Origin of the sequence: Citrobacter sp. FDAARGOS_156, from assembly GCF_001559235.2 — a bacterium.
Taxonomy (GTDB): domain Bacteria; phylum Pseudomonadota; class Gammaproteobacteria; order Enterobacterales; family Enterobacteriaceae; genus Citrobacter; species Citrobacter youngae.
The window spans coordinates 4,128,698-4,140,809 of sequence record NZ_CP014030.2 but is presented as its reverse complement, the minus strand read 5'-3'; the positions used below and the strand labels follow the sequence as shown (position 1 = coordinate 4,140,809).

At 50.7% G+C, this 12,112-nt stretch carries 15 protein-coding genes and 2 pseudogenes; 7 read left to right on the top strand and 10 right to left on the bottom strand.

The window, feature by feature from the left end:
* Positions 1–41 precede the first annotated feature (41 nt).
* The 4 genes from AL515_RS20370 to mutY form a co-directional block, all read right to left on the bottom strand.
* Positions 42–1,298: a nucleoside permease gene (locus AL515_RS20370; protein WP_061068555.1), complete on the bottom strand. Its 1,257-nt coding sequence runs from the start codon at positions 1,296–1,298 to the stop codon at positions 42–44.
* Positions 1,299–1,508: 210 nt separating this feature from the next.
* Positions 1,509–2,594, bottom strand: coding sequence for a membrane-bound lytic murein transglycosylase MltC (gene mltC, locus AL515_RS20365; RefSeq protein ID WP_049001609.1), 1,086 nt, complete (start codon positions 2,592–2,594; stop codon positions 1,509–1,511).
* Positions 2,595–2,680: 86 nt separating this feature from the next.
* On the bottom strand, positions 2,681–2,950 hold the full coding sequence (locus AL515_RS20360) for an oxidative damage protection protein (protein WP_003027126.1): 270 nt from the start codon (positions 2,948–2,950) through the stop codon (positions 2,681–2,683).
* A 27-nt stretch (positions 2,951–2,977) separates the two neighbouring features.
* Complete coding sequence (mutY, locus tag AL515_RS20355) at positions 2,978–4,030, bottom strand: A/G-specific adenine glycosylase (RefSeq protein WP_105242217.1); 1,053 nt, start codon at positions 4,028–4,030, stop codon at positions 2,978–2,980.
* 160 nt (positions 4,031–4,190) lie between these two features.
* Here mutY and trmB point away from each other — a divergent pair, with 160 nt between their 5' ends.
* The 4 genes from trmB to ansB all read left to right on the top strand — a co-directional run bounded on the left by trmB (position 4,191) and on the right by ansB (position 7,240).
* Positions 4,191–4,910, top strand: coding sequence for a tRNA (guanosine(46)-N7)-methyltransferase TrmB (gene trmB / locus AL515_RS20350; RefSeq protein WP_003027117.1), 720 nt, complete (start codon positions 4,191–4,193; stop codon positions 4,908–4,910).
* Positions 4,910–5,236 carry a YggL family protein gene (locus AL515_RS20345; RefSeq protein WP_003027115.1) on the top strand — a complete coding sequence of 109 codons (327 nt, stop codon included), beginning with the start codon at positions 4,910–4,912 and terminating at the stop codon, positions 5,234–5,236. Before trmB ends, AL515_RS20345 begins: the two co-directional genes overlap by 1 nt.
* A 49-nt stretch (positions 5,237–5,285) precedes the next feature.
* Positions 5,286–6,005, top strand: a complete 720-nt coding sequence (locus AL515_RS20340) for a DUF2884 domain-containing protein (RefSeq protein ID WP_061068553.1) — start codon at positions 5,286–5,288, stop codon at positions 6,003–6,005.
* A gap of 188 nt (positions 6,006–6,193) precedes the next feature.
* Positions 6,194–7,240 carry an L-asparaginase 2 gene (gene ansB, locus AL515_RS20335; RefSeq protein WP_061068552.1) on the top strand — a complete coding sequence of 349 codons (1,047 nt, stop codon included), beginning with the start codon at positions 6,194–6,196 and terminating at the stop codon, positions 7,238–7,240.
* A 115-nt stretch (positions 7,241–7,355) separates the two neighbouring features.
* Here ansB and hemW read toward each other — a convergent pair whose 3' ends face one another.
* The 5 genes from hemW to AL515_RS20310 are packed head-to-tail and all read right to left on the bottom strand — an operon-like array spanning position 7,356 to position 10,662.
* The gene (gene hemW / locus AL515_RS20330) at positions 7,356–8,492 is read right to left on the bottom strand and encodes a radical SAM family heme chaperone HemW (protein WP_061068551.1); all 1,137 of its coding nucleotides are present in this window, start codon (positions 8,490–8,492) and stop codon (positions 7,356–7,358) included.
* Positions 8,485–9,078: an XTP/dITP diphosphatase gene (locus AL515_RS20325; RefSeq protein WP_061068550.1), complete on the bottom strand. Its 594-nt coding sequence runs from the start codon at positions 9,076–9,078 to the stop codon at positions 8,485–8,487. Before AL515_RS20325 ends, hemW begins: the two co-directional genes overlap by 8 nt.
* A gap of 7 nt (positions 9,079–9,085) precedes the next feature.
* Positions 9,086–9,376 (bottom strand): DUF167 family protein YggU, encoded by a 291-nt coding sequence (gene yggU / locus AL515_RS20320; protein WP_005123286.1) that lies wholly within the window; start codon positions 9,374–9,376, stop codon positions 9,086–9,088.
* Positions 9,373–9,939, bottom strand: a complete 567-nt coding sequence (locus tag AL515_RS20315; protein ID WP_003825417.1) for a YggT family protein — start codon at positions 9,937–9,939, stop codon at positions 9,373–9,375. The genes yggU and AL515_RS20315 overlap by 4 nt, the downstream gene beginning before the upstream one ends.
* Positions 9,940–9,957: 18 nt before the next feature.
* Positions 9,958–10,662, bottom strand: a complete 705-nt coding sequence (locus tag AL515_RS20310) for a YggS family pyridoxal phosphate-dependent enzyme (RefSeq protein WP_061068549.1) — start codon at positions 10,660–10,662, stop codon at positions 9,958–9,960.
* Between the two features lie 17 nt (positions 10,663–10,679).
* Between AL515_RS20310 and AL515_RS20305 the strand changes: the two are divergent.
* The 3 genes and pseudogenes from AL515_RS20305 to AL515_RS20295 all read left to right on the top strand — a co-directional run.
* Positions 10,680–10,805: pseudogene (locus tag AL515_RS20305) on the top strand (type IV pili twitching motility protein PilT); the annotation flags it as partial.
* A 352-nt stretch (positions 10,806–11,157) separates the two neighbouring features.
* Positions 11,158–11,517, top strand: a complete 360-nt coding sequence (locus AL515_RS20300; protein ID WP_061068548.1) for a hypothetical protein — start codon at positions 11,158–11,160, stop codon at positions 11,515–11,517.
* A complete protein-coding gene (locus tag AL515_RS20295) occupies positions 11,517–11,936 on the top strand; it encodes a DUF3828 domain-containing protein (protein WP_048213194.1) in 420 nt (139 codons plus the stop codon). The genes AL515_RS20300 and AL515_RS20295 overlap by 1 nt, the downstream gene beginning before the upstream one ends.
* Positions 11,937–11,941: 5 nt before the next feature.
* Here the strand turns inward: AL515_RS20295 and AL515_RS20290 are convergent.
* Positions 11,942–12,112, bottom strand: a pseudogene (locus tag AL515_RS20290) (YggS family pyridoxal phosphate enzyme); the annotation flags it as partial.

Here is a 12,112-nt window from a genome sequence, read left to right as displayed (position 1 = left end):
GCGGGTTACCTTTTGGCAACCCGCTTTTCTCTGCGTAAACGTTAGTGTGCGATAGTCTGCGTGCCAGTCGGAACGCGTACGTGTTTGTATTTAAACAGCGCCACGAAGGCAAAAGCCAGTACCAGCGAGTAGCCAGCGAAGATCAGCCACACGGTCTGCCAGTCGGTAATACCGTTCAGCGTATAGTGTTCAACCACTTTACCGCTCACCAGACCGCCAAGAATACAGCCGAAGCCGTTGGTCATCATCAGGAACATACCCTGTGCGCTGGCGCGGATTTCAGGGCGAACTTCTTTCTCCACGAACACCGAGCCAGAGATGTTGAAGAAGTCGAAGGCGCAGCCGTAAACAATCATCGACAGAACCAGCAGCACGGTACCGAACGGTGTCGGATCGCCGTAGGCAAACAGGCCGAAGCGCAACATCCACGCCACAATACTGATAAGCATCACGTTCTTAATACCGTAACGGCTCAAGAAGAACGGGATGGTCAGGATAAACAGCGTCTCGGAAATCTGCGAGATCGACATCATCACCGAGGCGTGTTCAACGATGAAGCTACCGGAGAACAGCGGGTTGTTATCGAAGCTGTGCAGGAAGGTATTACCGAACATATTGGTAATCTGCAGCTCAGCGCCCAGCATCATTGAGAAGATAAAGAAAATCGCCATACGCTTGTTTTTAAACAGCGCGAAAGCATCCAGGCCCAGCATGGACGACCAGCTCTGGTTTTTCTGCTGGTTAGCCACCGGAATATGCGGCAACGTCAGCGTGAACAGCGCTAAAACAACGGACAGCGTCGCACCGATATACAGCTGCATATGACTCAGCTCGAAGCCGGAGAAGCTCACGCCCCACATCGCCATGATAAAGCCGATGGTGCCCCAGATACGGATTGGCGGGAAGTCCGTTACGATATCCATCCCGGCTGACTGCAGGCGATAGTAAGAAATGGTGTTGATTAACCCAAGCGTTGGCATATAGGCCAGAGAGTTAAGCAAGATCACAAAGAACATGGCGCCTGGGGTGGTGACTTCGGCTGCGGCGAACAGCGTTGCTGCGCCGACCAGGTGACAAATGGCGTACACCCATTTCGCACTGATCCATTTGTCGGCCACGATCCCTAACAGCGTAGGCATAAACACGGCGGCGATCCCCAGCGAGCTATACACTGCGCCAATGGATGCACCATCGAATTTTAGGGTGACAAACATATAGGAGCCGAGGGTAGTGAGCCAACTACCCCATAAGCAGAACTGCAGAAACGAGAGCACTTTCAGCTGCAGCTTAAGATTCATGTTAATTTCCTCACACCGTGATGCGGATGAATGTTTTAAAAGGCACATTTGCCGGGGCTTGATGATGTGATTCTATCAACGAGAGACACTCTTTTTTTGTTACCTGTGACAAATATTTGCAAACAATTTCTGATTGCAAAGCAAAAGAGTGATGGGGTTAACACTTTACCCTCTTCCGGGCCCCGTTTACCGGGGCAGAAGAGGGATATATTAGCGGCGTCGATATGATTTTTGTGCGGAATTGACTTTGTAAAGGTATCGGCGTGATTCAGCAGACGGATGTCGGGTGGTCAGCGTTTGATAAACGTCCCCCGGGGTCATGCTGTTGATAATATTCGCGGCCTGGATTTTATCGTTCGAGAAAACGCGCAGCACGCTGCCCGCACCGCCGTTATATGCCGTGATCACCGCGTAGCGACGGGAGGTTGGATTATCAATGCCGCCTAAATAGACATTGTTGAGCATTGCCAGATAGGCGGTACCGGTATCAATGTTGCTGGCCGGGTCAAACAGGAAGCTACGGCTCGGCGTGCCGGAGCGCCCTTGCGAGCGAAACACATCTTTCCCGGCGCTGTGTTGCACCACCTGCATCAGTCCCAGGGCATCGGCATGGCTGACCGCATACGGGTTAAATGAGGATTCGGTTTGCATGATGGCCAGAATCAGCGACTCATCGACGCCATACTTACGCGAAGCCTGACGCACCATGCCGACGTATTTATGCGCGCGCTTATCAAGGTGGTTCGGTACCAGGTTGATCGTCACGCTATAGATGATGCGAATACCATTGCTGCGGCTTTTCAGGCGTGTTTTCAGCAGATAGTCAGCGAAATTGGTGGCGCGTCCCTCCCAACGAATGGGCTGGCCGGTATTATCGACCACCTGCCCGTACAGGAACGGCTCTTTGGAAATCTTGATGTCGTCGACATCGGAATAGAGGTCGATAGAACCCGGATCATCCCCCATCAGCAATGTCTTGATAATCGCCCGACGCAGGTGTCCGGCGGGATCTGTCCCGGCAATGGTCTCGACGGTTATCGTACCGTCATCAAAGTTGATATGGCTGCGGGTTTGATACTGATCGGTATACTTTACGTAGTCCTTCGGACCCGCAATCAGCACTTCCTTAAACCCCCACAGATTCTCAATGTTATGGGCAAATTGCCCCATCAGAATATCAAAACCGTTGGTATCCTTGACCCAGGCTTCATTATAGGAATCGCCTTTTTTGGTCGAACTGGAACAGGAGATGAGCAACGGCGCAATAACGGCAAGCGCGAGAAATTTTTTCATCATTCCGGGAGTGCGTGTTGTGTTTGTTATTTGCAAGGACCAGATTAAATCGTAAGCCGGATAAGCGCAGCGCCATCCGGCAACGGTTCTTAAGACTCTGGTGTATAGCCTTCAATATGCACATCTTTGCCTTCAAACAGGAAGTTAATCATCTCCTGTTCCAGTAACTTACGATGCTCAACGTTCATCATATTGAGCTTCTTCTCGTTAATCAGCATGGTTTGCTTATGCTGCCATTGCGCCCATGCTTCTTTAGAAATCTCGTTGTAGATGCGTTTCCCCAGATCGCCCGGGTACAGCTGAAAATCCTGGCCTTCTGCTTCGCGTTGCAGGAAAGTGCAAAAAATCGTTCTGCTCATAAAAAATCCTCTCTATCGTCCGGTACGTTAAACGTGTGTACCGGCACGTAATTGCTGTAACAAACGCTCCACGGGAGCCGCCAGTCCGACCGACGGCGGTTGCGCTAAGTTATACCAGAGCGCGTTGCCTTCATCCATGCATGAGCCGAATGAAGACACAGGAAGCCACATAGGCACAATGTCTAAGTGGAAATGGCTAAAGGTATGGCGAAACGCATTAAGTTGGGTCAGATTATCTGCGTTAATTTGCCGTTGCGCCAGCCAGTTGCGCAGTCCGTTTTCATCGTCAAACTGCGGAAAACAGTATAACCCCCCCCATAAGCCGCTGGGTGGTCGCTGCGCGAGCAACACTTCGTCATCATGCTGCATCAGTAAAAAATAGCCCGTCCGTTCCGGCAGCGTTTGCTTGGGTTTTTTACCCGGGTACAGCGCCCAGCTTGCATTGGCGCTGGCCACACAGCCATTATCCAACGGACACAGCGAACATTTAGGTTTTGAGCGCGTACAGACCATGGCGCCTAAATCCATCATCGCCTGATTAAAACGCTCAACGCCATGGGCAGGCGTAACCTGCTCGCTCAGGTCCCACAGCTTCTTTTCGACCTCTTTTTTACCCGGCCAGCCGTTTACAGCATAACAGCGAGCCAGCACGCGTTTGACGTTACCGTCGAGAATCGGAAAATGCTGACCCAGAGAGAGGGAAAGAATCGCGCCTGCGGTTGAGCGACCGACGCCTGGCAGAGCAGCCACCTCATCAAAGGTTTGCGGAAATATACCGCCATGCATCGTCACAACCTGCTGCGCGGCTTTATGCAGATTACGCGCTCGGGCGTAATAGCCAAGGCCGGTCCATAAATGCAAGACTTCATCCAGCGGCGCATGGGCTAAATCGCTTACCGTTGGGAAGCGCGCCATAAAGCGCTCAAAATAAGGGATAACGGTCGCAACCTGAGTTTGTTGCAGCATCACCTCAGAGAGCCATACTTTGTAAGGCGTCTTGTCAATTTGCCAGGGCAGCGTTTTCCGCCCGTATTTGTCGTACCAGCTCAAAACCTGAGCCGAGAATTGAGACGCTTGCATGATTACCGTTTCATTATTGCCGGGGGCAAGATTGCAGCACAGCGGCAACGGGGTGTAAACCGGAACTTTCCGCTGCTCACTTTCTTCCTTTACTTGCATCCGGCAACTAACTTTGGATAATGCCCGTTTTCAGAACTCAAACACAGCAGACTAAACTTTTATGAAGAACGACGTCATTTCACCGGAATTTGATGAAAACGGCCGCCCTCTGCGCCGGATTCGTAGTTTTGTTCGTCGCCAGGGGCGACTGACGAAAGGGCAGGAACACGCGCTGGAAAACTACTGGCCGGTGATGGGCGTTGAGTTCAGCGAAGAGCCTGTAAATTTCGCAGAACTGTTTGGTCGTGATGCGCCAGTCACCCTTGAGATCGGTTTTGGTATGGGAGCTTCGCTGGTCGCAATGGCGAAAGCGCGTCCGGAGCAAAATTTCCTCGGTATTGAGGTTCACTCACCGGGCGTTGGTGCGTGTCTGGCTTCAGCCCATGAAGAGGGTGTCGAGAACCTGCGCGTCATGTGCCATGATGCCGTTGAAGTCCTGCATAAAATGATTCCTGACAATTCTTTATCTATGGTTCAGCTCTTTTTCCCTGACCCGTGGCATAAAGCACGTCATAATAAACGCCGTATCGTTCAGGTACCGTTTGCTGAGCATATCTTAAGCAAGCTGAAGCTGGGCGGCGTATTCCACATGGCAACCGACTGGGAAGCTTATGCGGAACATATGCTGGAAGTGATGTCCTCCATTGACGGGTATAAAAACCAGTCCGAGAGTAACGATTATGTACCGCGCCCACAATCGCGCCCGGTAACCAAATTTGAACAACGTGGTCATCGTCTTGGCCACGGCGTATGGGACTTAATGTTCGAGAGGGTGAAATAATGGCAAAGAACCGTAGCCGTCGTCTGCGTAAAAAGATGCACATCGAAGAATTCCAGGAAGTAGGATTTTCGGTTGCATGGCGTTTCCCGGAAGGTACATCTGGAGAGCAGGTTGATCAAATCGTTGATGACTTTATCAATGAAGTTATCGAACCGAACAAGCTGGCTTTTGACGGCAGCGGCTATCTGGCCTGGGAAGGTCTGATCTGTCTGCAGGAAATCGGCAAATGCACCGAAGAACACCAGGCAATCGTACGTAAGTGGCTGGAAGAGCACAAACTCGAAGAAGTGCGTACCAGCGAACTTTTCGATATTTGGTGGGACTAAGTAGCACAGGGTCGGCAAATGCCGGCCCGATTTGTCTTGAGGGAAAGATATGATGCGCAAAACGCTGCTGGCGGCAGTCCTAACGTTCACGGCGATGGCCGCACATGCAGATTACCAGTGCAGCGTCACCCCGCGTGACGATGTGATTTTGAGCCCACAAACGGTGCAGGTGAAGGGCGAGAACGGCGACCTGATTATTACCCAGGCCGGCGATGTCACCTTTAACGGTAAACAGTACAACCTGAACGCCGCACAGCGTGAGCAAGCCAAAGATTATCAGGCGGCGTTGCGTAGCAGCCTGCCGTGGATTGACGAAGGTGCCAGAGCGCGCGTAGAGAAAGGTCGCGTGGCGCTGGATAAAATCATCGCCAAAGAGGTCGGTGAAAGCAGCAACATGCGTGACCGCTTAACCAAGCTGGATGCGCAATTGAAAGAGCAGATGAACCGCATCATCGAGCATCGAACTGATGGCCTGACCTTCCATTATAAGGCGATTGATCAAGTCCGCGCGGACGGACAACAGCTGGTTAATCAGGCGATGGGCGGTATTTTGCAGGACAGCATCAACGAAATGGGTGCCAAAGCCGTACTCAAAGGCGGTGGTAATCCGTTGCAGGGCGTGCTCGGGAGTCTCGGTGGCTTGCAAACCTCAATTCAGAACGAATGGAAGAATCAGGAACAAGACTTCCAGCAGTTTGGCAAAGATGTTTGTGCCCGCGTAGTGACGCTGGAAAACGATCGTAAAACGCTGGTTAGCACTCTGAAATAATCTTCACCTCTGTTTAACGGCGCAGAAACATTCTGCGCCGTTTTATTTTGTACTTTTCTGTTTTTTTGATATCCATCTCTAAGAATAACAATTTGATGGAGATATAAATCTGGTTAATTGGATCTCGTCACATTATTCATCTGTGAGATAGACATAATGCTGCAAATTCAAGTAACTGGAGAAATAACATGGAGTTTTTCAAGAGAACGGCACTTGCCGCACTGGTTATGGGTTTCAGCGGCGCGGCGCTTGCACTGCCAAATATCACCATTTTAGCGACCGGCGGGACGATTGCTGGTGGCGGTGATTCCGCGACAAAATCTAACTACACGGCAGGCAAGGTTGGCGTAGAAAATCTGGTTGAGGCCGTACCTCAGTTGAAAGATATCGCCGTGGTTAAAGGTGAGCAGGTGGTGAATATCGGCTCCCAGGATATGAATGACGACGTCTGGTTAACGCTGGCGAAAAAGATTAATACCGAGTGTGATAAAACCGACGGCTTCGTGGTAACGCATGGTACGGATACCATGGAAGAAACCGCCTATTTCCTCGACCTGACCGTCAAATGCAACAAGCCGGTGGTGCTGGTAGGCGCGATGCGTCCGTCTACCGGTATGAGCGCTGATGGCCCGTTCAACCTGTATAATGCCGTGGTAACCGCCGCAGATAAAGCCTCTGCCAACCGCGGTGTGCTGGTGGTGATGAACGACACCGTTATGGATGGTCGCGACGTGACCAAAACCAATACCACTGACGTTGCTACCTTCAAATCCGTTAACTATGGCCCGTTGGGTTACATTCATAACGGTAAAATCGACTACCAGCGTACGCCTGCGCGTAAGCACACTACATCCACGCCGTTCGATGTTTCTAAGCTGACCGAACTGCCGAAAGTTGGGATTGTTTACAACTATGCTAACGCCTCCGATCTGCCGGCAAAAGCGCTGGTAGATGCGGGTTACGCAGGGATCGTTAGTGCGGGTGTAGGTAACGGTAACCTGTATAAAACCATTTTCGATACGCTGGCAACTGCCGCGCATAAAGGAACCATTGTCGTACGTTCATCCCGTGTACCGACTGGTGCTACTACCCAGGATGCTGAAGTTGATGATGCGAAATATGGCTTTGTCGCGTCTGGTTCGCTGAACCCGCAAAAAGCGCGTGTTCTGTTGCAGCTGGCGCTGACCGAAACCAAAGATCCTAAGCAGATTCAGGAAATGTTTAATCAGTATTAATCGATGAAGGTGGTTGCGCTTATCGACCTAACCCTGTAGGCCTGATAAGCGCAGCACCATCAGGCAATTTGCCGGATGCGGCTCAAGGCCTTATCCGGCCTGGATCGTTACCGTATTACTCCGCCAGAAACAGCTCCAGCAGCGAATTCAAAAACAGCTTACCGTGTTGGGTAATCTGCCAGTATTCATCGCATTCACTCAGGTAGCCCTGGGAAATAGCCTCATCGATCTGTCGACGAATAACGTCCTCGGTAAGCCCGGTATATTGTCTGAACTCCGCGCGAGGCGCGGCCTCAAGCAACCGGAAACGGTTCATAAAGAACTCGAACGGCTTATCGGCTTCGGCGACATCACGCCGGCTTTCGAGATAACGCCCTTGCATGTAGCCACGCGGATGCCGCGTTTTGGTGGTACGCAGAATGCGCCCGTCCGGGAACGTAATTTTGCCATGCGCGCCGCAGCCAATACCGAGATAGTCGCCAAAACGCCAGTAATTAAGGTTGTGCTGACACTGATAGCCTGGCTTCGCATAGGCTGAGGTTTCGTACTGTTGATACCCGGCGGCGGTCAGCAACTGGTGGCCTTGCTCAAAAATATCCCACAGCGCGTCGTCGTCCGGTAATACCGGTGGTCGGGACCCGAACAGTGTGTTGGGTTCGATGGTCAACTGATACCAGGAAAGATGCGGCGGATTGAGCGCGATGGCCTGCTGCAAATCACCCAGCGCCTCTTCCAGCGTCTGATCCGGTAAACCATGCATCAGGTCGAGGTTAAAACTGCGTAGCCCCAGACCGCTCGCCAGGTGCGCTGCGCGTTTGGCTTCCTCCGGCCCATGAATACGTCCCAGACGTTCGAGCTTGGCGGAGCTAAAGCTCTGTACGCCAATCGAGATACGGTTGACGCCAGCGCGTTGATAATCAACAAAGCGATCGGCTTCCACCGTCCCGGGATTCGCCTCCATCGTGATTTCTGCATCTGCGGCCAGATTCAGCCGTGCGCGCACGCCGTCGAGCAGCGTTTGCATTGCCGGGCCAGAAAGCAGGCTCGGCGTACCACCACCGATAAAAATCGTCTTTACTTCACGTCCCTGAGCGTGTGCAACCTCAGAATCAAGATCGCTCAGCAGGTGCTGAACATAGTCGTCATGAGGAACCTCGCCCTTGAGCGCATGCGAGTTAAAGTCGCAGTACGGGCATTTCTGCACGCACCAGGGGATGTGAATATAAAGACTTAGCGGCGGAAGGTTAACCATTACGCAGGGCATCCAGCAGCAGCTTCAGTGCCTGTCCGCGGTGAGAAATCGCACTTTTTTCTTCGCGGGTCAGCTCAGCAGCTGTTTTTCCTTCGGACGGCACAAAAAAGATTGGGTCGTAACCAAAACCACCGTTTCCGGCCGGTTCACGGGTAATCACGCCCGGCCAGCTTCCGTGGCACACTAAAGGCGTGGGATCGTCCGCATGGCGCATATACACCAGCACGCAGTGGAATTGCGCCTGACGCTGGTCATCCGGGATATCCCGCAGGGTGTGCAGCAGTTTTTCCAGGTTCTGCTGATCGGTCGCATCTTCGCCGGAATAGCGGGCTGAATAGATACCCGGCGCGCCGCCAAGGGCATTTACTGCCAGGCCGGAGTCATCAGCAATGGCTGGCAAACCCGTAATTTGCGCGGCATGACGCGCCTTCAGAATGGCGTTCTCAATAAACGTCAGTCCGGTCTCTTCTGCAGAATCAACACCCAGATCCGTTTGGGCAACAACATCAAGACCGAAATCACTCAGAAGAGAGGCGAGTTCACGCACTTTACCGGCATTGCCGGTCGCGAGGACAACTTTTTGCATGGGATACCTAATCAGTTAGTGCCGCAATTTCGGGCGGGATCTGTTGCGGATGAATAATTTTAACCTGTTTATGGCGGCCAAGCTCGCCCTTCTCAATAACGACCTGGCTTTTCGCTACGCGGAACTGTTTGCCGAGAAACTTCACCAGATGGCTGTTGGCTTGTCCATCAACCGGCGGGGCGGTAATGGCGACTTTTAGCTCGTCGCCATGTAAACCCACAATACTGTCACGGCTGGCTTTTGGCTGAATGTAGAGCCGTAAAACCAGACCGTCATCGCAGGGGGTTACGGCACTCATAGTGCCATCCACAGCCCCGGCAGCAGCATGTTGCCTGTCGCCTGTAACACTTCCGCGATCCCCATGTTAATGACATAGAGCAGCAGAACCAGGATCATCGGCGAGAAATCTATCCCTCCCATTCCCGGAAGAATACGACGAATAGGACGCAGCAGCGGATCCGCCAGTTGGATCAGCACGTACTCCACCGGGCTGCGGCCCTGGCTGACCCAGCTCATAATTGCCATCACCAGCAGTACCCAGAAAATCAGCAGTCCGATGGTTTTCAGGACAATCAGCACGGCGGCGATCCAGATGATCGGCTGGAACGTCACCACCTTAAACAGCACGATGGCTTTGATAAAGCTGAGAACGAGCGCGACTAATGCTGATGCGCTGTCGATCGGTCCCATCGGGGGGATAATGCGGCGTAACGGCCCAATAATAGGTTGGGTGATTTTCACAATAAACTGTGAGAACGGGTTGTAAAAATCGCAGCGAGACCACTGCATCCACACACGCAATAGCAGCGCCATGGTATACAGCTCAATTACCGTTGAGAGCAGGAAGGTCAACGTATTCATGGTGTTCCTTAATTTTCCTTATTTTTTAGTGTAATCACGAGCACCAAAAATGGCAGTGCCGATGCGCACCATCGTGCTACCCGCCGCGATAGCGGCATCCATATCATCAGACATCCCCAGCGAGAGCGTATCGATATTTGGGTAGCGTGTTTTCAACCCGGCAAATGCTACAGCCATTTGCTGTGCAACTTCAAACTGCCTTACATAATCTGACTCAGGCGCGGGAATCGCCATCAAGCCACGCAGGGTAATGCGCGGCAGCGCAGCGACTTCAGCGGCCAGGGCATCAAGCTCTGCCAGCGGAATCCCTGACTTACTGTTCTCATCGCTGATATTTATCTGGATCAACACATTCAGCGGCGGCAGGTCTGCCGGGCGCTGTTCGCTCAGACGGGCAGCGATGCGCAGACGATCAATCGTATGGCACCAGTCAAAATGTTCTGCGACCAGACGACTTTTGTTGGACTGCAGCGGGCCGATAAAGTGCCACTGCAGATCGTTGACGCTTTTTTCCTGAAAGTAGCGGATTTTATCCACCCCTTCCTGGACATAGTTTTCACCGAAGGCTCGCTGCCCTGCGGTAATGGCTTCTTCGATGGCGCTCGCAGGTTTGGTTTTGCTGACTGCAAGCAACGTAACTTCTTCTGAAGACCGCCCGCAACGCGTCGCGGCGGCTGAGATTTTGTCCCGGACATGTGCCAGGTTATACGCGATATCGTTCATTTTCCGAGGATGTTCATATGAATATGGAAGAAATAGTGGCCCTTAGTGTAAAGCATAACGTGTCGGATCTACACCTGTGCAATGCATGGCCTGCGCGTTGGCGCAGACATGGAAAAGTCGAAAGCGCACCGTTTACCGCGCCTGGTGGGACTGTGGATGTGCTGAGTACAAAATGTGAGTCTGTAGGAGGATGTAAACAGATTTAATAAATAGAATTTTTAATTCGTTTTTATTTAGCTCAGGCTTGCTTTAATTTAAAGGTTTAAAGTAATAAAAACAGGTGTGAAATTATATCTCTAATAAAATTAAGGTATTACATAATTGGTGGGGTGAATATTTTTTCTTATTTTATAACTAAACGATAATACATATTGCAAATATAATTTTGGGACATGGTGATGATGTCAATAAATGGAGTTAGAAGCATTTAATGTTCATGCTAATGGTTCGCTTTGTGATATTTCATATTCTTCGTTTATAAATGAGGTGTTGTAAATGTGGAATAAAGAAGCCGCTATAAATTTTGTTAGACATAATGCTCATCCACACGCTACGGGTTATTGTGCCAGGGCAGTAACAGCAGCTATCGAACATGGCGGCGTATCATTGCACCATGATAATGCTAAAAATATGGGGAAATATTTAGTATTAGCTGGTTTTCGTGAAGTATATGGGAATCCTGTAAAAGGTGATGTTGCTATAATCCAACCATATACTGGAGGAAATGCAGCAGGTCATATGGCGATTTTTGATGGGCATTACTGGTGGTCAGATTTCAAGCAGGAACATGGCGTGTACCCCGGCCCCGGTTATCGTAAAAGTCAGCCTTCGTATAAATTATATAGGCACAACTGATGAAGCGATTAATATTATTTACTTTTCTATTCTCATCATTTGCTATGGCAGAAATAGTTCCTGCTGATACGCAAGCATTAAAATTCAATACCTGGTATATAAAGCAGATTGCTCATAATGTCATCCCAGTTGCAGATAACCCGACGGCATTAGAGCCTTTCGTTAGTATTGATACATTGAATAAATTAAAACAAGCTTATATGAATAATGAGCTTGAAGAGGATTATTTTCTAAAGGTTCAGGATTTTGCAGATGAAGACTGGAGTAAGCATATTAGTATTGATCTGACTATAACTGATCCTATTTGTACCAATGTCTATTTGACATTTGGAACAGGTGAGTCATCTCAAAAAGTCATTGACTGCATGGTAGAAGAAAATGGTGTATGGAAAATCAAGAGCGTGGCTACTCGCCATTAGTTATTGTTTTCACCAATTGAAAATAATCCTGCGGTAATGGCTTCTTCGATGGCGCTCGCAGGTTTGATTTTGCTGACTGCAAGCAACATAACTTCTTCTGAAGACCGCCCGCAACGCGTCGCGGCGGCTGAGATTTTGTCCCGGACATGTGCCAGGTTATGCGCGATATCGTTCAT

Excerpts from the sequence above, each read along its gene's own strand:
- AL515_RS20370 (WP_061068555.1), bottom strand. The coding sequence starts at position 1,298 with ATGAATCTTAAGCTGCAGCTGAAAGTGCTCTCGTTTCTGCAGTTCTGC.
- mltC (WP_049001609.1), bottom strand. The coding sequence starts at position 2,594 with ATGATGAAAAAATTTCTCGCGCTTGCCGTTATTGCGCCGTTGCTCATC.
- AL515_RS20360 (WP_003027126.1), bottom strand. The coding sequence starts at position 2,950 with ATGAGCAGAACGATTTTTTGCACTTTCCTGCAACGCGAAGCAGAAGGC.
- mutY (WP_105242217.1), bottom strand. The coding sequence starts at position 4,030 with ATGCAAGCGTCTCAATTCTCGGCTCAGGTTTTGAGCTGGTACGACAAA.
- trmB (WP_003027117.1), top strand. The coding sequence starts at position 4,191 with ATGAAGAACGACGTCATTTCACCGGAATTTGATGAAAACGGCCGCCCT.
- AL515_RS20345 (WP_003027115.1), top strand. The coding sequence starts at position 4,910 with ATGGCAAAGAACCGTAGCCGTCGTCTGCGTAAAAAGATGCACATCGAA.
- AL515_RS20340 (WP_061068553.1), top strand. The coding sequence starts at position 5,286 with ATGATGCGCAAAACGCTGCTGGCGGCAGTCCTAACGTTCACGGCGATG.
- ansB (WP_061068552.1), top strand. The coding sequence starts at position 6,194 with ATGGAGTTTTTCAAGAGAACGGCACTTGCCGCACTGGTTATGGGTTTC.
- hemW (WP_061068551.1), bottom strand. The coding sequence starts at position 8,492 with ATGGTTAACCTTCCGCCGCTAAGTCTTTATATTCACATCCCCTGGTGC.
- AL515_RS20325 (WP_061068550.1), bottom strand. The coding sequence starts at position 9,078 with ATGCAAAAAGTTGTCCTCGCGACCGGCAATGCCGGTAAAGTGCGTGAA.
- yggU (WP_005123286.1), bottom strand. The coding sequence starts at position 9,376 with ATGAGTGCCGTAACCCCCTGCGATGACGGTCTGGTTTTACGGCTCTAC.
- AL515_RS20315 (WP_003825417.1), bottom strand. The coding sequence starts at position 9,939 with ATGAATACGTTGACCTTCCTGCTCTCAACGGTAATTGAGCTGTATACC.
- AL515_RS20310 (WP_061068549.1), bottom strand. The coding sequence starts at position 10,662 with ATGAACGATATCGCGTATAACCTGGCACATGTCCGGGACAAAATCTCA.
- AL515_RS20300 (WP_061068548.1), top strand. The coding sequence starts at position 11,158 with ATGTGGAATAAAGAAGCCGCTATAAATTTTGTTAGACATAATGCTCAT.
- AL515_RS20295 (WP_048213194.1), top strand. The coding sequence starts at position 11,517 with ATGAAGCGATTAATATTATTTACTTTTCTATTCTCATCATTTGCTATG.